The sequence below is a fragment of the Belliella buryatensis genome, from assembly GCF_900188245.1.
GTDB lineage: Bacteria > Bacteroidota > Bacteroidia > Cytophagales > Cyclobacteriaceae > Belliella > Belliella buryatensis.
Window position 1 is genome coordinate 20319 of sequence record NZ_FZOK01000010.1, and the last position, 21832, is coordinate 42150.

Below are 21832 nucleotides of genomic sequence, written 5' to 3' on the forward strand. Positions count from 1 at the left end.
ATTATTTATGTTTACAAAAATCTACAAATCCATTTGCAAACCGGCTGGTATAGCAGCAATAGGCTTGAGCATGCTGACATTCTCTTGTCAAACTGATTTAGAGAATCCTAATTTGGATAACCAACTTGAAATATTGGATTTTCAGCGTGGTCAGATCATTCCTGGTAAATACATTGTAGTTTTAAATTCCAACAGTGTTAATTTCAGAAAAAGTGGTTCGTACGAGGATAATGCTGCATTAGCAAGAAAAAATGCTACATCAATTTTATCAAAATATAGAATTGCTGAAGAAAAATTGGATTTAGCATTTGGAACTGTGTTAGATGGATTCTCAGTAGAATTATCAGATGCTGAATTTGACTTGTTGTCAAAAGATCCAGCAGTGGCGTACATTGAGCCTGATCAGATTGTCTCTATCGCACAAGGTCGTCCAGGTGGCGGCGGAGGCGGAGGAGGATCCACACCTTCTCAGGTTACTCCTTACGGTATCACCAGAGTCAAAGGAGGTCAAACTTACACTGGAAATAAAAAAGCTTGGGTAATCGATACGGGAATACAATTAAATCACCCAGATTTGAATGTTGATCAAAGTATTGGTTTTTCTGCATTTACAAGAGGGAAAGATGCTAGTTTTGATGACGGAAATGGACACGGAACTCACGTAGCAGGTACTATTGCGGCGATTGACAACGATTTTGGAGTAATAGGTGTAGCTGCTGGAGCCACTGTAGTTTCTATAAAAGTATTGGATTCGCGAGGATCAGGTTCCAATTCAGGTGTAATAGCAGGTGTTGACTTTGTTGGTGCTAATGCTAATTCTGGAGACGTGGCTAATATGAGTCTGGGTGGTGGAGCTTCTACAGCTTTAGATAATGCGGTACTATCCGCTGCTAGCAAAGGAATTGTTTTTGTAATAGCTGCTGGAAATTCAGGTGCTAATGCAAATAACTTCTCTCCAGCTAGAGTGAATGGCAACAACATTTATACTATTTCTGCCATGAATAGCTCTGATGTTTGGGCTTCATTTTCCAATTTTGGAAATCCGCCGATCGACTACTGTGCCCCTGGGGTAGGTGTTAACTCCACTTGGATTAGTAGTGGATATAGATCTATCAGTGGAACATCTATGGCAGCGCCACATGCAGCTGGTGTACTGATGTGGGGTAGTCCAAAAACTGATGGTTTTGTCATCGGGGACCCTGATGGCAACCCAGATCCAATTATTACCAGATAAAAAATTTTCAAATGATCTATTTATAAATCAAAAGCCTGACCGATCGGTCAGGCTTTTATTGTTTCAGTTTTTTGAGTTGTTGCAAAATATCCTCTAATCCATTGAGCCTGATTTCATAGAGCGTATGCAGCCACATACCAAGCTTGCCCTCAGGAAATCCTTGCCCATGCATCCATACAAGGTAATGTTCGGGAATATCACAGAGCAATTTCCCTTTGTACTTGCCAAATGGCATTCTTTTGGTCACCAAATCCATCAAAATTTCCTTATCCATCGTTCAAAAATAGGAATCCAATCTGGATTATCAATTTTCTGCTTTATCTTGTCCAAAAATAAAAAATTATGAAGAAGTTATTCTTTTTAACCCTGATCATTACTCTTAGTATACAATTTAATCAAGCACAGTCAATAGAAGGTTCTTGGAAAGGAGAGCTAGCTGTGATGGGACAGAAGATTCCATTGATTGTTCATTTTTCTGAAAAAGAGGGTGAATGGTCAGGAAAAATGGATAGCCCTAACCAAGGTGCTATGGGTATAGCGATGCGAAAAGTACTTTTTGATGGCACTATGATAAGTTTTGAAATGAGTATGGGAAATGCATCCTATGAAGGGCTCCTTTTAGGAGAACAAATCAAAGGCAATTTCTCTCAATCTGGTATGTCTATACCATTGGATTTTTAATAAGGCAAAGGCAGGCGAACTAAAAAGTGACCAGCCAAATAGGCCTCAAAATCCCAAAGAGCCATATGACTATGAAATCCAAGAAGTAAGTTTTGAAAATAGCGAAGCTGGTATACTTCTAAAAGGTACTTTAACAAAGCCAACAGGAAAAGGAACATTTCCAACAGTAGTTTTGATAAGTGGTTCTGGCCCTCAGAATAGAGACCAAGAAATCATGGGGCACAGACCTTTTTGGATCATGGCCGATTACCTTAGCAGTAGGGGGGTAGCAGTACTTAGGTATGATGAAAGAGGAGTTGGTGAGTCCACTGGAGTCTTTGCTGAAGCGACCACTATTGAATTGAAGACTGATGCATCAGCAGCATTAGACTTTTTGAGAAAGCAAGACTTTGTAGATTCAAGAAAATTGGGCGTCATTGGCCATAGTGAGGGAGGATTGATTTCTTGGATGCTAGGATCTGAATATAAAGAGCTTGATTTCTTAATTACCTTGGCACCACCAGTAGTGCCAATTACAGAATTGATGGATAAGCAAACTGAAGCTATCACAAGAGTATCCGGCGCCAATGAAATGATCGTCAATGCTGCCGTAGAAAGAAATAGAGAGGTTTATAAAGTAGTTGTCGAAAGCAATAGCATTGACGAGATCAAACCAAAATTGAAAACCTTATTCGAAGCACAGCTAAAAAGCATGGGTTTACCTGAATCGATGATGGAATCTCAACTACAACAATTGCAACAAGCTTATGAATCTCAATTGGATACTTGGATGATTAATTTTCTTAAAATGAAGCCTGAGGTGTATATTCAAAAAATCGATATACCTGTTTTTGCGGCATTTGGATCAAAAGACTTGCAAGTTGATGCTGCTCAAAATGGTAATAAATTGGTAGCATTGTTTAGCGAAAAACCAGAACTCCTTGAGGTCAAGGTTTATGAAAATCAGAATCACCTTTTCCAAACTGCGCAAACAGGTGCCGTGGATGAATATGCAAAGATTGAAGAATCAATCAGCTACCTACTACTAGAAGATATAGTCAAGTTTATTGAATCAATAGGTTCAAAATAATAGTCATTATGAACTTCAAAGAGAGGATATCAAGCCACCATGTTTAAACGCAAGTCAAAAAGAAAGAGCCTCGATAGATCGAAACTATCGAGGCTCTTTTGAATTTTAGGGATTTGCAGCAGTATTAAAACCCTACCGCAGTATCATCACCTCTAGGGTCTGCACCACCTTCTAATTTCCCATTTTTCAATTTTAAAATAGCATCTACTTTGCCAATGATAGGTGAGGGGGATTCATTGACAAGATATCCTTTTGCTTTCAATTGTTCAAGAGTCCCAGAAGTGAATACATCCTTTTCAAACCGGATTTCGTCAGGAAGCCATTGATGATGAAAACGGGGAGCATTGACGGCTTCCTGCATGGTCATATCAAATTCAACTACATTGAGAATGGTCTGTACCACCGAGGTGATGATGGTAGAGCCTCCAGGTGTACCCACTATCATCAATATCTCTCCATCTTTTACCACTAAGGTAGGCGTCATCGAACTCAGCATACGCTTACCAGGTTCAATTTGGTTGGCTTCTGCACCGATCAAGCCAAACATATTGGGTACCCCCGCTTTAGCAGAGAAGTCATCCATTTCATTGTTGAAAAAGAAACCTAGCTCTTCACTATAAAGTTTGGATCCAAAAGCACCATTCAAAGTAGTCGTAATTGCCAAGGCATTTCCATATTGATCCATGATAGAGTAGTGGGTAGTCTCATCGCTTTCTTGGAATTGTACTTGTCCTTGAGACACTTCCGAAGACAAAGTTGCCTTATCCCAATTGAAGCTTTCCATCCTCTTTCGTAAGTAGGCTTTATCCATCAATAGAGCTATAGGAACTGTCACAAAATCAGGATCACCTAGGTAATAATTCCTATCGGCATAAGCCCTTCTTTCAGCTTCTACCAATACTTGTATGTATTCAGGAGAGTTGTGCCCTAAGCTTTTCAAATCATGATCTTCTATCATGCCCATGATCTGGGCAATGGTAACCCCACCACTGCTAGGTGGTGCCATGGAGATGATTTGATGACCTCGGTAATCGAAAACAATGGGCTCCCTCCATTGAGCTTCATAGTTTGCTAGATCTTCTAGAGTAATGATTCCTCCATGATCTTGGATATAGTCCACGATCTTTTGCGCTGTCTCCCCTTTATAAAATTCGTCTCTGCCATTGGCTGAAATTTTTCTCAGAGTATTGGCAAGCGCTAGATATTTAATTGTATCACCTTCCTGATACTCTTGAGCAAACATGGATCCTGGCCCATTTACCTCCTCGATGATACTTCTATTACCTTTCAAACTTCTAGCTTGGTTGGAGGTGACTACTACCCCTTTTTCAGCCAATACGATTACTGGAGCAAGAATATCTGAAATCGGAAGTGAGCCAAATTTGCGATGAACTTCAAAAATCCCTGCTATAGTACCCGGAACACCTACTGCAAGTGCTCCTGTTGTACTTAAACGGGGAATCACTTCTTCATGCTCGTCTAAATACATATCACGAGTTGCAGCCAATGGAGCCTTTTCTCTGTAATCAATAGATCCTATGGCACCATCAGCAGTTCTGTAAACCATAAATCCACCCCCTCCTAAGTTACCTGCAAAAGGAAAGGCAATAGCCAAAGCCAATTCTGTCGCCATCATAGCATCAAAAGCATTGCCTCCTTGTTGCATGATTGATAGCCCAATTTCAGAAGCTTCCCTTCTAGCCGATACGACCATAGCATGCTCGGCAATCAATCCTCTTTTTGAGTATTCTTTTTGCTCTGTTTTGCACGAAACAAAGAGTACACAGCAAACTAGAAAATAGCGGATCAATGGAGTTGTTTTCATATTACTTTACCAAAGTATCATTGAATAACTTTAGAATTCTCTTGTATTCATCTGTCCAGCTACTAGGCTCTACAAAACCGTGATCTTCGACCGGATAAACTGCCATTTCCCAATTGTCTTTGCCTAATTCAATCAGACGTTGAGCCAATCTCACCACATCTTGGAAATGAACATTGGTATCAATCATCCCGTGAGCAATCAGCAAGTTACCTTTTAGACCTTCAGCAAAGTAAATAGGAGAGGACCTTTTGTAAGCAATAGGATCATTGAATGGTTCATTGAGAATATTGGATGTATAACCATGATTGTAGTGTGCCCAGTCTGTTACAGAACGAAGTGCCGCTCCAGATGTAAATGTATCAGAGGCATTAAACAAAGCCATTAAAGTGATGAATCCACCATAGCTACCTCCGTAAATACCAATTTTTCCAGCTTGTACCCCGTGCTCAGCGATCAAATAATTAGCTCCATCTACCTGATCAGAAAGGTCTTTGCCTCCCATATGCCTGTAAATACCTGTTCTCCAATCTCTACCATAACCAGCAGATCCTCTGTAATCTATATCCAGGACTGTATAGCCCAAGTCTGTCAAGAGATTATGGAACATGTATTCTCTAAAATAACTAGACCACCATTTGTGAACATTCTGAAGATAACCTGCACCATGAACAAAAATTACAGCAGCACCATTACTTTTGGCAGGATCTGGCTTGTATAATCTTGCCGGAACAGATGCACCATCCTGAGCTTTAAAATTCACCAATTGTGGATCTCTCCAATCATAAGCCTTGAACTCCTCGGTCAAACCTGAGGTCAATTGCTTTGGTTCTGCTTTAGCATTATTTGATTTGAGGTATAGTTCCCATGGTTTGTTGCTATAAGAGTAGAGGATGGCTATGTTTTTTTCATCAGGAGAAAGAGAAACGTCATTATTTCCTGTCATGCTGGTCAATTTTTCCATTTTACCTCCCATCAATGGCATCTTATAGAAATGTCTTTCTCCTGGATGCACCTCTGAAGTAGTCAGATACCATGATTTCATATCCTTAGATATAAAAGGACTAAATACTTCATATTGACCACTGGTTAAAGCTTTTTTGGTTCCAGTAGTAACATCTAATAGATAGAGATGTGAGTAACCAGTCTCTTCTGACTGAAAGTAAATATGTTTATTGTCTGGCAACCATCCCAATGTTCCACCTCCAAAAGCAGACCCGATACCTGGACCTGCAACCCATGCTTCATCACGCTGTCTGTCTAAGTTCTTCAGTTCGCCTGTCGCAAGATCCAAAAGTGCAATCCAACGATCTTTATTATCTACGGATCGGATATTCACTACAGCTCTTTTCCCATCATTAGAGAAAACCGGAGCTCCTACAGTGACCACTCTTTCAGTAGCTTGCCACTCTTTCTCAGGGTAATCTTTTACATAATCAGGTAAATCTTTGATGCCTGGCAAATTAGAGGTGCTGACAGTATATACCTTTTTGTTTTCTATATCATAGATTGCCAATTGGACCTTTGTAGGGTCATCACCTACTTTTGATCGCGTATTAATGTCAGTGGTATATCCTGAGATATGAGTATAGTCTGGTACAGCTGTTCTTTTATTTTCGGATCTAGTAATTAGTGAAAAAGTTGCAAATTTTTCATCTGGACTCAATTGTAAACCAGTCATCTGGCCACCACCAAGATAGTGAACAAACTCATCTTCTTGAGCAGTAGCTTCTCTATATGCCCTTGAAGCCTCTCTCCTTTCATCTCTTTCTCTGACAACTTGTAGCAGTTCAAGATTGTCTTTTTTCAACCAATCATCTCTATCATTCAATTTTCCACCATCACGCGATTGGGGCTTAGAACCTGTCCTGATATTGGTATTACGCTCTATTGTATTTGTTTTAAGGTCTAAAACATAAAGGTTCCCTGCCATTTCAAAACTGATTCGGTCTTGATTTGCTAGAAAATTAGGTGTACCTACTCTGTCACCTATATCTAAGACACTTTTTTTAGAATCAGATGCAATGTCATAGATCATGATTGATCCATTCTCAACAAATACTTTTTTTGTCTGTGCGAGATTACTGTTTGCAAATCTTGGTATAAAATTTCTTTGTTCAGCTAAACTGACTTTTTCAATTTTTTCAGGATTGTTAATATTTATTTTATAAAGGGAATCTGCCGGATTACCTTCAGGGTTATAATTAAAAAATATAGTCTTGCCCTGATCGTCCCATCTGATACTTGAAGGGAAATTACCAATCCACTTGGGGTCCTGCATGATTTTATCTACGCTCAGGTGATTCTGAGCAAATACTTTTAGGCAACCAATAAAGATTGCTAAAATCAATAAAGTTGTTTTCCTCATGATTTTTAAATGCTTTTTTTTCAATAATAAGCAATCAGGAGGAATAATCTTTCAAAAAAGTATGGATGGTCTATAGTTTACAAGAATTTAAAGTTTTTCCAAAAAGTCCCTCAGTTCATTTTCTATTATACTAATCTGAGATTTCAATAAATCATAATTTGCTCTTGAATTCTCCAAATCAGCTTCTATTGATTCAAGTAATTTTCTAGTATCAAGCGCACCAACATAACTCATACTAGGCTTGGCCTTGTGACATCGTTTTTTAACTGTAGCATAGTCATTTTGATCATAATATTGATCTAATTCCTTTAAATCATGGAGATTAGTTTCTAAGATGATTTGAATCATCTCTTTTATCATCTCTTTATCATCATCTCCAAAATACTGAAAAATGGTTTGTGGGTTTACAATTTGGTACATACAGCTATGGGCAGTTAAAACATTGAAAATTAAATCCGAGTTAAATATGCTAATAATTCAATAAGAGTAAGTCGAAATTTATAATAATTTTTCCAAAATTAAATCTAATGGCCTCCTACAAGTTTATAAATAGTCAGAGGATCAATAAAAGCCTCATAGTTCCTTCAAGATTAGGTTTCTTGATGTTTTTGGTCTTTTTGATAGAAATAAGCTTCAATTTTCGACTCAACTTCCTAGGAATTTTTCCATTGAGTATCCCTCATATTTTTGGGGTGCTCTTTGCTCCTTTACTTCATGGTGGATTTTTACATTTAATTTCTAATCTAGTTCCTTTCTTTATTCTTAGCTTCCTGCTCTACTATTTCTATGATCGCGTGGCGGATCATGTTTTGCTGAATGTTTATCTAGTTACCAATTTAGTTGTTTGGATGGCAGGAAGACCTTATTTCCATATAGGTTCTAGTGGCCTTGTTTACGGATTACTGTTTTTTCTGATTAGCATGGGTTTATTTCGTGCTACTTTCCAGTCTGTTCTCTTAGCTGTTGCGATTTTTATCATTTATGGAAGTATCATATATGGTATCCTCCCATCCAATGGTCGTATTTCTTGGGAGTCCCATTTAGCTGGTGCCTGTGTCGGTGTTGTAAGTGCATTTTATAATAGCAGGAAAGTACGATTGAGTAGTTTTTAATCTATCAACGATCACTTATTTTTGCAATTCATTTAAACCTTGCATTGATAAACCTGTTAATTTTAACAAATGAATAAGAACAAGCTCACCTTTCTTATTTTGGCGGTATTATTTCTACTAGCCATGTTTTGGATAGGATATGATATTTCTACCCGTACTACATTTCCTGGATCAAAGGGAAATCTCAAAGAAAGAATTGCCCCGAGCGATAGCCTTAAAATAGATGACAAAGAAAAATAAGATCGATGTAGATCAAATTGACCTGGAAAGAATGAAAGAAATGACTACTGAAAATCCAGGTTTATTACCTTATGCGCATACTTCTGGTGGAGCCATCATCAAACCTGAAGATAAGGGCAAAATCACCGGAAGGGCTGTCGCAGCCATGCATTCTCAAACGGATATGCAAATGTCTCAAATATATCAGCAGATGCAGCTACTGGCAGATCAAGCCAAGAAAATTCAGAAAAGGGTAGAGGTCTCCGAGAGAATTTATAATGCAAGTATCAGCTTCGAGCCCTTAATCAATCATATTTACTATCTCTATCAGAAAGAGGATGGTACGGATTTTTTAAGTATGATCGCACCTGATGAATGGGGGAGAAAGAAAGGTTTTGCTAGCTTTGTAGCCGAAATCAAACTCCTCGCAGACCATACTTGGGATGTGATCAACGAGGGCTAAAATCAAATTTCAGTGCACAAGCTTAAAGTCCAAAATCTTTATGATATACTCAGAGATTCAGAACATTTCTTAGAACCTGAGTTCCTACTTGATGTCAATCCTGCTTATGTAGCAGGTAAAGGAGAGCATCTTTTACAGGAAGTCTTGTATGTCTTGGATGGTAATGCAAAAAAGCTTCCATTACTTGAGCATCTTAAGTTTGATTTCAAAATCAATCGACACGTATTCATTTATGATGATCAAGTTCACTTTAATCGATATAGATTAAGTACCTTGAAAACAGATCTTTATCAATTATTTAATTTTCCTTGGGTGGATGGTTATAAAAGGCTTTGTAGGACTTTTGAGAAAGATTGTCTAAAAGCTGGACTTCAAGAAAGAATTTGGATAGGACCACCAATTGCTAAGCAACTTTTTGGCTCCTCAGAAGAACCTGGAGATTTGTCTGGAAATGGTTCTGCTGGCTGGAGACTGAACGGTTACAACGATGCGCAATATGATTTGATCAGTAGGCTTCATGGCTACAAACTAATAAGAATTCCCATGTATGAAAATATCATGACAGGAGGGAGTTTGAAAAAAATTGACGACTTGCTACTCAACCCTAAGGAAGAAACCTATCAAGCCATCAAAAATTGGTTCTTCAGAAAATTAGAACAATGATGGGTACTGATTGTCACATAACAATCAATTACCCTCAAACAAACATCAAGAGAAAAGTCCATGTATTTCTCTATCTACTTTTTCTACGATCTCAGAAAAATGCTCAGGGTAAGCCACAAAGTCCATATCATTGACATCAACAATCAATAACTTCCCTTTGTCATAACCAGATATCCAATCTTCATAATGGGAGTTAAGATTCTTGAGGTAATCAATTCTTATGGCATTTTCATAATCACGGCCACGCTTCTCGATTTGACCGACGAGTTTGGGAATATCTGCCTTGAGATAAATTAACAAATCAGGGGCCTGCACAAATTCAATCATGGAATTGAACAGATTCAAATAGTTGTCATAATCTCTTTGACTAATCAGACTAGACTTATGTAAATTAGCCGCAAAAATATAAGCATCTTCATAGATTGTCCTGTCTTGAATCACAGATTCATTACTTTGTCTAATCTTATTGATTTGATTGAATCGACTATTCAGGAAATAAACTTGAAGATGAAAAGACCATCTTTTCATATCCTCATAAAAATCAGCCAAGTAGGGATTGTTTTCCACAGCCTCAAACTCCGCCTTCCAACCATAATGTTTGGCTAATTTTTCTGTCAAAGTGGTCTTACCACTTCCTATATTTCCTGAAACTGCTATATGCATTATCGATTCAATAAAAGGAGGAAAGAGCATAGAGCCAATCCTCCTGATGTATATTTTTTAAATAAAGTTATTTTTTAAATTGAGCGGATACAAGAATATCCTTACTACCAGCAGTGTATTTATAAAAGCCTTCTCCTGTTTTAGCACCTTTGTATCCAGCCTGAACCATATTGACAAGCAAAGGGCATGGGGCATATTTAGGATTACCAAATCCATCATGTAGTACTCTCAAGATAGAAAGACATACATCTAGCCCGATAAAATCAGCCAATTGCAGTGGACCCATAGGATGTGCCATGCCAAGCTTCATCACCGTATCGATCTCTTCTACACCTGCTACTCCTTCGAAAAGGGTATAAATAGCTTCATTGATCATTGGCATTAAGATTCTGTTAGCAACAAAACCTGGGTAATCGTTGACCTCAACTGGTACTTTCTGAAGCTTTTTTGATAAATCCATGATCTGAATGGTAACTTCATCAGAGGTAGCATACCCTCTGATCACTTCGATCAATTTCATCACAGGAACAGGATTCATAAAGTGCATACCAATCACTTTATCTGGTCTTCCAGTCACCGAACCTATTTTAGTAATAGAAATGGAGCTGGTATTAGATGCTAAAATGGTATGTTCGGGACAGATTTGATCCAACTCTTTGAAAATATTCAATTTAGTATCCACATTTTCTGTTGCAGCTTCTACTACCAAATCAGCTGCTTTAACGCCATCTGCTACTATCGTATGTGTACTGATATTTCCTAGAGCCTTAGCTTTATCTTCCTCAGTAAGTAAACCTTTGCCTACCTGACGATCTAGGTTTTTTCCAATAGTGGCCAAAGCCTTTTCCAATGCATCTTGGTTGATATCTATCAAAGCTACTTGGTAACCAAATTGGGCAAATACATGCGCAATACCATTCCCCATGGTTCCAGAACCGATAACTGCTATATTTTTCATAAATTCTTTGGGTTTATATGATTTGATAAGCTTAACAATGTAAATCAAAAATTGTCTCCTAATTGAAGGAAATAATTCGTTTTCAACTTTCAAATCTAATCCGATTAGGTACTTTTTCCAATTTCTACTTCAAGTAATTTACTTACCTTTGAAACATGAAAGAATTGGGAAAAATCAATAGTCTGCTGATCAATAGGTTTACTGCTAATGGAGCATATTTAGCTTTGCAAGAAGGTGGAGAGGTACTTCTACCCAAAAGTTACCTGCCTGAAGAAATAAAAGAAGGGCAAGAAATTGAAGTTTTTGTATATACAGATAGTGAAGATAGACCTGTGGCTGTGACTACACCACCAGTAGCATTGTTGGATGAATTTGCAGTAATGGAAGCTAAGGAGATCACAAGATTTGGTGCTTTTATGGATTGGGGATTGCCCAAGGATCTTTTTGTACCTAAATCTGAAATGCAAAAAGAGATGCAGGTTGGAGAGAAGTATTTGGTACGTGTATGTGTCGACTTCAAGACAGATAGATTGATTGGCGTATCCAAGTATCAAGACTTTTTGATTGAAGATACGCGTGGATTCGAAGAAGGCCAAGAAGTAGAAGCCTTGATATTTGAAGAAACAGATTTAGGATATAAAGCACTAATCGAAAATAGCTTTGAAGCACTAATTTATAAGAATGAAGTTTTCGAAACTATTCAGGTAGGAGGCAAAGTAAAGGCTAGTATCAAAAAGAAAAGAGATGATGGTAAGTTAGACTTGATACTAGGTTCCTTGGGTAGGCAAAAATATGAAGAAGGGGCTGAAAAAATTCTTACCGTTTTAAAAGCGAAGAAATTTTTGCCCCTTCATGATAAATCATCCCCTGAGTCTATCAAAGAGTTGTTGGGAATGAGTAAAAAGCACTTTAAACAATCAATTGGTCAACTTTACAAAGCCAAAACAATCAGGATTACCGATAAGGGTATTGAGCTCAATTAGTTCAATCTTAAGATCGCATTGGGAGTAGTGCATAGCACTGCTTTGTTTCTCTTTATAGCAATTGGGGCTTTGATGAGATGGGGATACTTCACCAAGATTTGTAACCAACTTTCATCATCCCAATTCTTGCCAGCGATGTGGTTTTGATAATCAGGATGTGCTCTATTCAATAAGTCTTTGGGTCTTAGGTTGAGCAAATCCAAAATGGATCTCCATCCAGTGGTTGTAATTCTTTCCTTGTCGATATTGATTTCATTCACATGGTTAGATATAGAATGTGCAAAAGCCCTCACTTGCTTGTCAACAGAATGACTTGGATTGTAGTAGAAGAATAACTCGTTTGGATGCATTTTCATAGTTTTTTGGGTTTAGTGAGTATTAATATAGTGTTATAAGATTAAAAATCAAAATAATAACCTGTTTAATATTTTAAATCAAAACTATTCATAATAAATATCTAAATATGGATTTAGAAAATTTTAAAATTAAAAGCAAAGCTGATTTTGTCCTTCATAAAAAGACCAAGGAAAGGCTTAAGAAGATTAAGCCGAAAGTATTGGATCAAATGTTTGAAGAAGCACACGAGGATCAATTCTCTAAGCTCGATTGTCTGAGTTGTGCCAATTGTTGCAAAACCACCAGCCCAATATTTTTACAAACAGATATTGATCGCCTCGCCAAAGTGTTCAGGATGAAGTCATCAGAATTTATTGATCAATATCTTTTTAGGGATGAAGAAGGAGACTATGTCCTTCTTAGTTCGCCATGTCCATTTTTAAATGATGACAATACCTGTTTTGTATATGAACAAAGGCCTAAAGCATGTAGAGAATATCCCCATACCAATCGGAAAAATATGCATGGCATACTCAATTTGACTTTAAAAAATACAATAGTCTGCCCTGCGGTTTATCAAATTTTTCAAGACTTTGGGAAAGATTTTAGGAAGTAAGCGATAGACTTTACTATTTTAGTGCCTTAAACCTATTGAAGAAAAACTATGAATAACAATGAAGAACATTTTTTGGGAGTGGATGTTGGAGGCACTCATCTCAAGATTGGCTTGGTAAATCGAAATGGAGAAATAGTCTCCTTTGACAAAGAAGATACCACGCCTTACAGAGATGACCCAAGAGGTTTCAACGCTTGTTTTATTGAGGGCGTTGGCAAATATCTGCAAAAATATCCTCAAGTAAAGAAAGTTGGAATTGGTCTTCCGGGTTTGATCTCAAAAGACCGAACGACCACACTAGAAATCCCAGCAATACCAGCTTTAAATGGTTTCAATCTGAAGCAAGGACTTTTGGACGCATACCCTGATAAGAAATTCTACTTAGAAAATGATGCAGCAGCAGCGGCACTTGGTGAGTTTCGCTATGGTAAAGGCAACCCTTCACCAAACTTCCTCTTCATTACAATGGGGACAGGTATTGGCAGTGCTATGATTACAGATGGAAAAGTTTTCAAAGGTTCTAGGGGCAATGCAATGGAAATGGGGCACATGCTTTCTAGAGGAAATGAAGCACTTGAACGCATCATCGGTAGAGATGGAATTCTAAGAATTATGGATAGAATGATTCGAGCATATCCAGATTTAGCAGGGGAGGAGTTGATCGGTCAGGAATTGGGGACACATCTGCTTGTGGATACTGCCAAAAAAGGAAATCAAGTTTCTATTATGGTCTTTGAGGAAGTGGCTAGAGTTCTAGGAGAGGCCATTGTCTCAGCGATCAGAATTTTGGATGTCACAGAAGTGTATTTTGGAGGAGGAATTTCTGCAGGATTGGAATTTATGATGCCTGCTTTAGACAAGACAGTAAGGCAATTCTTGACAAAGTACTATGTAGAAGACCTTAAATTAATGAAGGCCACACTTGAAAATAATGCTGGTACGCTAGGAGCTGCCGCGCTTTGTTTTCTAGAAGATTAATAACCCTATTTAGAAAAAAAATTAATCCCCATGAAAATTGTTTTCGTGGGGATTTTCATTTACTTGATCTTTTTTATTTCTCAATATAATACGAAATAAAACCATCAAGGATTCAATCTACTAATGGTAATCTCACTCACTTTATTGATCGCATTAAGTCTAAACATGACCTTAAGTGGTGATATTTCGGAGTCATAATTATCACAGTTTTCACTGGGTTCAAGAAAGTAAAAAAAATAACTCTGACTTTTATCTACCAACATCACTCGATCAGGTCTTCCGAAAGTTTTGATTAGATTTTGATTGTTTACACCCAAAAAGTCATTTTTGATACGTTGAATTTCATCAATTTGCTGTATTCGTAAACCTTTACAGCCATATCTGTCATTTTTCCAATTATCAAGGTTCAGTGTTTCCACTTCCAATTTTCCAGAACAAGCTGAGAATAGAATTGCTAAGAAAAAACTATACACCAAGAAAACAGAGGGTTTATGCATGTTGGGATTGATTTTTGACTGTTTGCTGAAAGGACTTTAATGCCCATCCATTTTTCCAAAGCCAAAAGTACGAGCTCAAAAGGTACATAGAAAGCGAGAATAGAATTATATTTTCGGTAACCAGCTCTCTAGCGATATACCATATAGTCAAGCTCATCAAGGCAATTCGGATGATTTCCTGAACATGATACCAGCGACTTTGTTCGAAAATCGCGGAGAAACTCACCGTACTCCAAATAATCATTGCCGATAAACCTACCTTGAGCACCCAATCGAAATCCCCGAGATTGAAAAGGAAAAAAGCAGTAATCCCCATTAGAATTACATATTGATAAAACACATAAAAATTTAGTGCTTGAGGGACTATAGTATCAAATTTCTTATGTTCCTTTGGAACATCCTTCACAGCCCGATAGCCTCCAAGATAATCTGGTAACCATCCAGGCTTATTGAATAGGTACCTGATTTTGTCGGACCAATTAGGAATTTGTGCCAATTCATTTTTCATATTGGCATAATGAGACAGGTTAACCCAAACAGGATTCCAGCTATTGACAGGTGTAGTGATACCATAAGTTGGTCTTTCTTCCTCTTCTTTGAATGTTCCAAACCACTTATCAAAGATGATAAATGTGCCTCCATGATTTTTGTCAATATACTTAGGGTTACGACCATGATGCACCCTATGATGTGAAGGCGTATTCATAAATTTTTCTAGAAAACCCATTTTATCAATAGCTTCTGTGTGAATCCAAAATTGATATAACAAATTCAACCCTGACACCAGCACAAGAGCAACTGGATTGAAACCAATGAATGCAAGCGGGAGATAAAACATAAAAGTCCAAATCGTCTGTGTAGAACTTTGTCTCAACGCAACCGACAGATTGTACTCTTCAGAGGAATGATGCACTACATGTCCTCCCCAAAAAAGGTTGATTTCATGTGACATCCTATGTGCCCAATAATAACAGAAATCATAAAGGAAGAATAATAATAGAAAAGTCCAGAGATTACTAGGAATATCAAGTATAGCAAACTTTTCGAAAAGTAAAGTATACACACCAATAGAAAGAATTTTCAGAAATACGCCTGTTACTTGAGACACAACTCCCAAATTGATATTGGTGATCGCATCATTCATGCGGTAACTTGGATTCTTTTGAAATCTCAAAACGATCAATTCAACTGCCATCAAAAGAAAATACATTGGAATGGCTATGACTACAGGACTCAGATTCATCTTACTCTCAGTATTTTGGGGTTTATTAGGATAGAAAACTACTTATAAAAACTGAATAAACGAAGAATCTGTTTCGATTTTGCTAAGCATAAATCTTTATATTAGCGCCTTAAATTGATTCACATGATGTATTATAGATTCGGAAAAGTATTCCATTTTCTCTCTGTATTGATTTTCGTTTTTGTATTCCTTTATATTTATGCTGCGCTCACTGATATTGTAGCTTATCAATTGGACGATTTGGGTGGCTTTGATAAGAGTATAGGGAAAGAGACATTCTTCTACACTGGAATTGTGGTATTTGTTTTCCTCAATGTGCTGCTAGTCGTACCAGCTAAGATGATTGAAAATCAGAGTATCTCAAGTCTGAAGAGGATATTCCCCAAAGGAGAACCTTTAAGCGATTATATGATAGCCTGGATGTATAGTTTTGTAGGGATTATCAATATTTCCCTGATTATTATGACCTTTTTTGTCCATAGCATCAACAATCAAAACGAAATCAGTGCAGGAGAATTCAATTTCTTCTTTTATCTTATCCCTGTTTTATTTGTAATATGGATAGGAGGACTATTCTGGATTCTCATTCAAAAATTCAAAGAAGTACAAGCATCCAACAAAATCTAATTAACTAACCCATCATAAAGTCATCAAGATCAAATGGCAGAAAACGTTCAATATACCGAAGACAGTATCAAATCCTTAGATTGGAGAGAGCATATCAGGCTAAGGCCAGGGATGTATATCGGCAAGTTGGGTGATGGTAGTGCTCAGGATGATGGTATTTATGTATTGGTAAAAGAAATCCTCGATAACAGTATAGATGAGCACATGATGGGCTACGGGAGAACCATAGACATCAAAATATCCGAGCACCGGGTGGAAGTCAGAGACTATGGTCGTGGCATTCCACTTGGTAAAGTGATAGATTGTGTCTCCAAAATCAATACAGGGGGTAAATATGATTCAGGCGCCTTCCAAAAATCGGTAGGCTTGAATGGCGTTGGTACCAAAGCAGTCAATGCCCTTTCTGAATACTTCAAAGTACAGTCTTACAGAGATGGTGAAACCAAAGTAGCTGAGTTTGAAAAAGGAGTGTTGGTCAATGATCAAGCTGTCACCAAATCTTCGGATAGAAATGGAACTAAAATCATTTTCTCACCTGATAGCACTGTATTCAAAAACTACCACTTTATTCCTGAATATCTAGAAAATCAAATCTGGAATTATGCCTTTTTGAATGCAGGACTTACTATTAATTACAATGGAAAAAAGTTCTATTCTGAAAAGGGACTTTACGATTTACTTCAAAGAAAGGTTGATGAAGATAGTGCCCGCTATCCTATCATTCACCTCAAAGGAAATGATATCGAAGTAGCAATCACCCATAGTAATCAATATGGTGAAGAATATTATTCTTTCGTTAATGGACAGTTTACTACCCAAGGTGGTACACATCTAGCGGCTTTTCGTGAGGCAATAGTCAAAACTGTACGAGAGTTTTATAAAAAAGACTACGATGCCTCTGATATAAGGCAAAGTGTAGTTGCCGCAATAGCTGTGAGGGTACAGGAGCCGGTTTTTGAATCTCAAACTAAAACCAAACTCGGATCTCAGACTATAGGACCCGATGGTCCTACTTTAAGAACGTTTGTCAATGACTTTCTTAAAGTCGAACTAGATAATTACCTCCATAAGAATCCAACAGTTGCGGATGCATTATTGAAGCGGATTTTACAATCAGAAAGAGAGCGAAAAGAAATCTCTGGTATCAAAAAACTCGCAAATGAGCGTGCTAAAAAAGCTAACCTTCACAATAAAAAACTCAGAGACTGTAGGGTGCATTATGATGATGCAAAAAGCGATGAAGAAAAGAAAAATAACACCATGCTTTTCATCACGGAAGGAGATTCGGCTTCAGGTTCCATCACCAAATCCCGCGACGTACAGACTCAAGCTGTATTCTCTCTTAGAGGCAAGCCTCTTAACTGTTTTGGAATGACTAAGAAGGTGGTTTATGAAAATGAAGAATTCAATTTACTACAGCATGCTTTGAATATCGAGGATGGAATAGAGAATCTTAGATATAGGAAGATTGTGATCGCTACTGATGCTGATGTTGACGGAATGCATATTCGCTTGCTGATCATGACATACTTTCTACAGTTTTTCCCTGATTTGGTCAAAAATGGGCATTTATATATTTTAGATACTCCACTATTCCGAGTAAGAAATAAGAAAGAAACCATTTATTGTTATACCGATGAAGAACGTCAGCGAGCAATTCATAAACTAGGCAAGACTGCTGAAATAACCCGATTCAAAGGTTTGGGTGAAATTTCCCCAGGAGAATTTGGAACATTTATCGGAGAAGATATTCGTTTGGAACCGATTATTCTGAATAAAGAAACTAAAATTGCTGATTTATTAGGCTTCTACATGGGTAAGAATACTCCTGATAGGCAAAACTTTATAATCGATAATCTCAAGATTGAAAAGGATATCGTTCATGATGACCCTACTAACGAGGAAGATGAAAACGAAGCGGCTTAATAATAAATACCATAAAGAGTAACAACGGATGAGTGATCATATCAACGATAAACCAGAAGAAAACGGAGATTCCCTTCATGAATCCATTCCTGTTACAGGAATGTATAAAGAGTGGTTTTTAGATTATGCTTCTTATGTGATTTTAGAAAGAGCTGTCCCTGCTATAGAGGATGGTCTTAAACCTGTACAGCGAAGAATCCTTCATGCCATGAAGGAAATGGATGATGGACGATTCAATAAAGTAGCCAACATCATTGGGCAGTCCATGCAATATCATCCACATGGGGATCAGTCTATTGGAGATGCAATTGTGAATTTGGGTCAAAAAGAGCTTCTGATCGAAACCCAAGGTAATTGGGGAGATATTCGTACAGGAGATGGTGCTGCGGCTTCTAGATATATAGAGGCTAGACTTTCTAAATTTGCTCTTGAAGTAGTCTTCAATCCCCAAACTACCGAGTGGCAACTTTCTTATGATGGAAGAAAAAAAGAACCTGTAACCCTTCCAGTTAAATTTCCATTATTGCTTGCCCAAGGTGTTGAAGGAATTGCAGTAGGTTTATCTACAAAAATTCTCCCACATAACTTTATTGAGCTAATTCATGGCTCCATAGCTATTCTTCAAGGAGAACGAACTAATATCTTACCTGATTTTCCTACAGGAGGTATGGCTGATTTCTCCGAATACAACGAGGGGCTCCGTGGTGGTAAAATCAAGGTTAGAGCAAGAATTGAAGAAGGAGATAATAAAACTCTTTTAATCAAAGACATACCTTTTGGTACAACTACCAATTCTCTGATAGATTCCATCATCAAAGCAAATGATAAAGGGAAAATCAAAATAAAGAAAGTCGTAGATAATACAGCGGCAGAGGTGGAGATTGCTATTCAGTTAGCACCAGGTCAGTCACCTGATATGACTATTGACGCACTGTATGCATTTACAGATTGTGAGGTCAGCATTTCACCTAATGCGTGTGTAATTATTGCTGATAAGCCGGTATTCCTTTCTGTGAATGATATTTTGGAATACAATACCAAGCAGACAAGGGCGCTGTTAAAGAAGGAGCTTGAAATCCGTAAGGCTGAGTTGATGGAGAAGCTTCTTTTCTCGTCATTAGAAAAAATATTTATAGAGAACCGAATCTATAGAAATATAGAAGAATGTGAAACTTGGGATGCAGTAATTGAGACCATTGATCGTGGTTTGGATCCCTTTAAGCCAGATTTTTACCGTGAGATTGTCACAGAAGATATTGTTAGATTAACGGAAATCAAGATTAAGAGAATTTCCAAATTCGATGCATTCAAAGCAGATGAATTGATGCGTAAGCTTCAGGAAGAGCTCAAGGAGGTGAATTACAACCTCAAGCATCTGACGGATTACGCCATCAAATATTACGAAAACTTACTTACCAAGTACGGAAAAGGCAGAGAGCGTAAAACTGAAATCAGAACATTTGACCAAATCGAAGCTACCGTAGTGGCTGCAAATAATGCCAAACTTTATGTCAATAGAGCAGATGGTTTTGTGGGTTATGGATTGAAAAAAGACGAGTTTGTTTGTGACTGTTCTGATTTGGATGATGTCATTGTAATCAGGAGAGATGGTAAATGTGTCGTTACTAGAATCCAGGAAAAAGGCTTTGTTGGCAAAGACATCCTCTATGTTGGTATATTCCGCAAAGGCGACGAGCGCATGGTCTATAACTTGATCTATCTCGATGGAGGCTCCGGCAGGGCAATGGTGAAGCGATTCCAAGTGCTCGCAGTGACGCGAGATAGGGAATATGAATTAACCAAAGGAACGAAGGGGTCTAAAGTGCTTTATATGACGGCTAATCCCAATGGTGAAGCTGAAATAGTCACAATCTACCTAACACAAGGGGCAAAGGCTAGAGTAAAGGTATTTGACTTCGACTTTAGCACAATTGAGATCAAAGGCAGGGGAGCAGGTGGGAATATCCTGACCAGGTACCCGATAAGAAAAGTCCAATTAAAAATGGAAGGTGTCTCAACACTAGGAGGTCTTGATGTTTACTATGATCCTGCAATTGGCAGACTGAATACAGACCAAAGAGGAAACTTAGTAGGTAATTTCTTGGGTGATGATAGAATCTTGGTATGTTATAAAAATGGTGAATATGAATTGACCACTTTCGAGTTGACCAATAGATATGAAGCTCAAAATGTGCTCTTGATCGAAAAGTTTGATGCACAGAGAATAGTTTCTGCCATCTATTTTGACGGTGGTAGCAAGACTTACTTTGTCAAGAGATTCATGATAGAGACTTCTACAATCAACAAAAAATTCAATTTCATATCAGACCATAGACAGTCCTACCTCAAGATTATCTCTACACACAAGCAACCACAAGTGAAAGCAACCTTACAAAAAGGTAAGGATAAAGAAGCTGTGGAGTACGATTTAGATATGTTGATTGATGTCAAAGGTTGGAAGGCTGTTGGAAATAAGCTTTCTTCTCATCAAGTGATAGATTTGGAATTAATCGAGCCAATAAAGTCAACTTCTAGCAAAACAACTGAAAATAATGAACCAAATGATGATTCACTTGAAGTAGGTTCCACCATTGATCTAAAGGTAAACTATGATGACGAGGAGCAACTCGGCCTCTTCTAATGATTTGAAAAAAATGGATCAACAAGAAAAAGAGTTTTTGAAATACCTATCGGGGTACATCACGGCACATAAGTTGGAAATGATGGAGCAAGTGATGGCCAGCAGAACTAGGTATTTTACAGTGATCCTTGAAGATATCTACAAGCCCCATAATGCATCAGCCGTTCTAAGGACGGCTGATTGTTTTGGCATACAAGATGTCCATATCATTGAGAAAATAAATCAATACAAAATCAATCCTTATGTTACGCGTGGAGCGGCACAATGGGTAGATATACATAAGTATTATAATCCTAACGGTTCAGCAGTTGACGATTGTTTTGAAAACCTAAGAAAAGAAGGTTATCAAATTTTCGCGACTAGTCCTCGAGCTGATAGCATCTCAATCGATCAATTGAATGCAAATCAAAAAACAGCACTTGTATTTGGCAACGAACATGAAGGTGTGAGTGAAGAGGTCATAGCTAAAGCGGATGGCTTAGTTCATATCCCGATGTTTGGATTCACTGAAAGTTTCAATATCTCAGTATCAGCATCCATTTTTCTATTTGATTTACAGCGAAAAGCAATGGCATTAAACATCCCTGATTTTTATATCACTGAAGCAGAAAAAGAAATCCTGAGATCTAAGTGGTATCGCGAAATCGTAAAAAACTCGGAAATTCACGAAAAGAAATTTTTTGATTCAAAATAAAAAAACGATGCCATTCAGCTCCTCTTATGACAATACTAA

The 21832-nt window shown here is 37.7% G+C and carries 23 protein-coding genes; 14 read left to right on the plus strand and 9 right to left on the minus strand.

Annotated features, from left to right (window positions below; translation table 11 throughout):
* Window positions 1-7: 7 nt before the first annotated feature.
* Window positions 8-1234 (plus strand): S8 family peptidase, encoded by a 1227-nt coding sequence (locus CHB66_RS11090; RefSeq protein WP_089240907.1) that lies wholly within the window; start codon window positions 8-10, stop codon window positions 1232-1234.
* A 55-nt stretch (window positions 1235-1289) separates the two neighbouring features.
* On the opposite strand, the gene CHB66_RS11095 is transcribed toward CHB66_RS11090, so the two are convergent.
* A complete protein-coding gene (locus CHB66_RS11095) occupies window positions 1290-1508 on the minus strand; it encodes a DUF3820 family protein (protein WP_089240909.1) in 219 nt (72 codons plus the stop codon).
* A 68-nt stretch (window positions 1509-1576) separates the two neighbouring features.
* Here CHB66_RS11095 and CHB66_RS17220 point away from each other — a divergent pair, with 68 nt between their 5' ends.
* Together CHB66_RS17220 and CHB66_RS11100 are read left to right on the plus strand one after the other, a co-directional pair.
* The gene (locus tag CHB66_RS17220; RefSeq protein ID WP_245812715.1) at window positions 1577-1915 is read left to right on the plus strand and encodes a hypothetical protein; all 339 of its coding nucleotides are present in this window, start codon (window positions 1577-1579) and stop codon (window positions 1913-1915) included.
* A 112-nt stretch (window positions 1916-2027) separates the two neighbouring features.
* Window positions 2028-2984 (plus strand): alpha/beta hydrolase family protein, encoded by a 957-nt coding sequence (locus CHB66_RS11100; protein WP_245812721.1) that lies wholly within the window; start codon window positions 2028-2030, stop codon window positions 2982-2984.
* 124 nt (window positions 2985-3108) lie between these two features.
* Here CHB66_RS11100 and ggt read toward each other — a convergent pair whose 3' ends face one another.
* From ggt to CHB66_RS11115, 3 genes are all read right to left on the minus strand, one after another.
* Window positions 3109-4809, minus strand: coding sequence for a gamma-glutamyltransferase (ggt, locus tag CHB66_RS11105; RefSeq protein ID WP_089240911.1), 1701 nt, complete (start codon window positions 4807-4809; stop codon window positions 3109-3111).
* A gap of 1 nt (window position 4810) precedes the next feature.
* Entirely contained in the window at window positions 4811-7174 is a 2364-nt protein-coding gene (locus CHB66_RS11110) for a S9 family peptidase (protein ID WP_089240913.1), read from the minus strand.
* An 87-nt stretch (window positions 7175-7261) separates the two neighbouring features.
* Complete coding sequence (locus tag CHB66_RS11115) at window positions 7262-7594, minus strand: Hpt domain-containing protein (protein ID WP_089240915.1); 333 nt, start codon at window positions 7592-7594, stop codon at window positions 7262-7264.
* A 107-nt stretch (window positions 7595-7701) separates the two neighbouring features.
* Between CHB66_RS11115 and CHB66_RS11120 the strand changes: the two genes are divergently transcribed.
* The 4 genes from CHB66_RS11120 to CHB66_RS11130 all read left to right on the plus strand — a co-directional run bounded on the left by CHB66_RS11120 (window position 7702) and on the right by CHB66_RS11130 (window position 9631).
* The gene (locus CHB66_RS11120; protein ID WP_089240917.1) at window positions 7702-8286 is read left to right on the plus strand and encodes a rhomboid family intramembrane serine protease; all 585 of its coding nucleotides are present in this window, start codon (window positions 7702-7704) and stop codon (window positions 8284-8286) included.
* 69 nt (window positions 8287-8355) lie between these two features.
* Complete coding sequence (locus CHB66_RS17000) at window positions 8356-8526, plus strand: hypothetical protein (protein ID WP_170932478.1); 171 nt, start codon at window positions 8356-8358, stop codon at window positions 8524-8526.
* Complete coding sequence (locus CHB66_RS11125; protein WP_089240919.1) at window positions 8510-8968, plus strand: DUF2452 domain-containing protein; 459 nt, start codon at window positions 8510-8512, stop codon at window positions 8966-8968. Before CHB66_RS17000 ends, CHB66_RS11125 begins: the two co-directional genes overlap by 17 nt.
* A 12-nt stretch (window positions 8969-8980) precedes the next feature.
* Entirely contained in the window at window positions 8981-9631 is a 651-nt protein-coding gene (locus CHB66_RS11130) for a DUF7255 family protein (RefSeq protein WP_089240921.1), read from the plus strand.
* Between the two features lie 45 nt (window positions 9632-9676).
* Here CHB66_RS11130 and CHB66_RS11135 read toward each other — a convergent pair whose 3' ends face one another.
* Window positions 9677-10294, minus strand: coding sequence for a deoxynucleoside kinase (locus CHB66_RS11135; protein ID WP_089241157.1), 618 nt, complete (start codon window positions 10292-10294; stop codon window positions 9677-9679).
* A 67-nt stretch (window positions 10295-10361) separates the two neighbouring features.
* Window positions 10362-11252 (minus strand): 3-hydroxybutyryl-CoA dehydrogenase, encoded by an 891-nt coding sequence (locus CHB66_RS11140; protein ID WP_089241159.1) that lies wholly within the window; start codon window positions 11250-11252, stop codon window positions 10362-10364.
* Window positions 11253-11407: 155 nt separating this feature from the next.
* On the opposite strand from CHB66_RS11140, the gene CHB66_RS11145 reads away from it, so the two are divergent.
* A complete protein-coding gene (locus CHB66_RS11145; RefSeq protein ID WP_089240923.1) occupies window positions 11408-12235 on the plus strand; it encodes a CvfB family protein in 828 nt (275 codons plus the stop codon).
* Here CHB66_RS11145 and CHB66_RS11150 read toward each other — a convergent pair.
* On the minus strand, window positions 12232-12591 hold the full coding sequence (locus CHB66_RS11150; protein WP_089240925.1) for an arsenate reductase family protein: 360 nt from the start codon (window positions 12589-12591) through the stop codon (window positions 12232-12234). The two genes, CHB66_RS11145 and CHB66_RS11150, sit on opposite strands and share 4 nt — an antisense overlap.
* A 107-nt stretch (window positions 12592-12698) precedes the next feature.
* Between CHB66_RS11150 and CHB66_RS11155 the strand changes: the two genes are divergently transcribed.
* Both CHB66_RS11155 and CHB66_RS11160 read left to right on the plus strand, forming a co-directional pair.
* Window positions 12699-13187: a YkgJ family cysteine cluster protein gene (locus CHB66_RS11155; protein WP_089240927.1), complete on the plus strand. Its 489-nt coding sequence runs from the start codon at window positions 12699-12701 to the stop codon at window positions 13185-13187.
* A 48-nt stretch (window positions 13188-13235) separates the two neighbouring features.
* Window positions 13236-14165 carry an ROK family protein gene (locus CHB66_RS11160; RefSeq protein ID WP_089240929.1) on the plus strand — a complete coding sequence of 310 codons (930 nt, stop codon included), beginning with the start codon at window positions 13236-13238 and terminating at the stop codon, window positions 14163-14165.
* Window positions 14166-14269: 104 nt separating this feature from the next.
* On the opposite strand, the gene CHB66_RS11165 is transcribed toward CHB66_RS11160, so the two are convergent.
* Both CHB66_RS11165 and CHB66_RS11170 read right to left on the minus strand, forming a co-directional pair.
* Window positions 14270-14662 (minus strand): hypothetical protein, encoded by a 393-nt coding sequence (locus tag CHB66_RS11165; RefSeq protein ID WP_089240931.1) that lies wholly within the window; start codon window positions 14660-14662, stop codon window positions 14270-14272.
* On the minus strand, window positions 14655-15905 hold the full coding sequence (locus CHB66_RS11170) for a sterol desaturase family protein (protein ID WP_089240933.1): 1251 nt from the start codon (window positions 15903-15905) through the stop codon (window positions 14655-14657). The genes CHB66_RS11165 and CHB66_RS11170 overlap by 8 nt, the downstream gene beginning before the upstream one ends.
* A 123-nt stretch (window positions 15906-16028) precedes the next feature.
* Here CHB66_RS11170 and CHB66_RS11175 point away from each other — a divergent pair, with 123 nt between their 5' ends.
* The 4 genes from CHB66_RS11175 to CHB66_RS11190 are packed head-to-tail and all read left to right on the plus strand — an operon-like array spanning window position 16029 to window position 21793.
* A complete protein-coding gene (locus CHB66_RS11175; RefSeq protein ID WP_317045594.1) occupies window positions 16029-16532 on the plus strand; it encodes a DNA topoisomerase IV in 504 nt (167 codons plus the stop codon).
* A gap of 33 nt (window positions 16533-16565) precedes the next feature.
* Window positions 16566-18458: a DNA topoisomerase IV subunit B gene (locus tag CHB66_RS11180; protein ID WP_089240937.1), complete on the plus strand. Its 1893-nt coding sequence runs from the start codon at window positions 16566-16568 to the stop codon at window positions 18456-18458.
* Window positions 18459-18486: 28 nt separating this feature from the next.
* Complete coding sequence (locus CHB66_RS11185) at window positions 18487-21099, plus strand: DNA gyrase/topoisomerase IV subunit A (protein WP_089240939.1); 2613 nt, start codon at window positions 18487-18489, stop codon at window positions 21097-21099.
* Entirely contained in the window at window positions 21068-21793 is a 726-nt protein-coding gene (locus CHB66_RS11190; protein WP_245812716.1) for a TrmH family RNA methyltransferase, read from the plus strand. Before CHB66_RS11185 ends, CHB66_RS11190 begins: the two co-directional genes overlap by 32 nt.
* The last annotated feature ends 39 nt before the right edge of the window (window positions 21794-21832 follow it).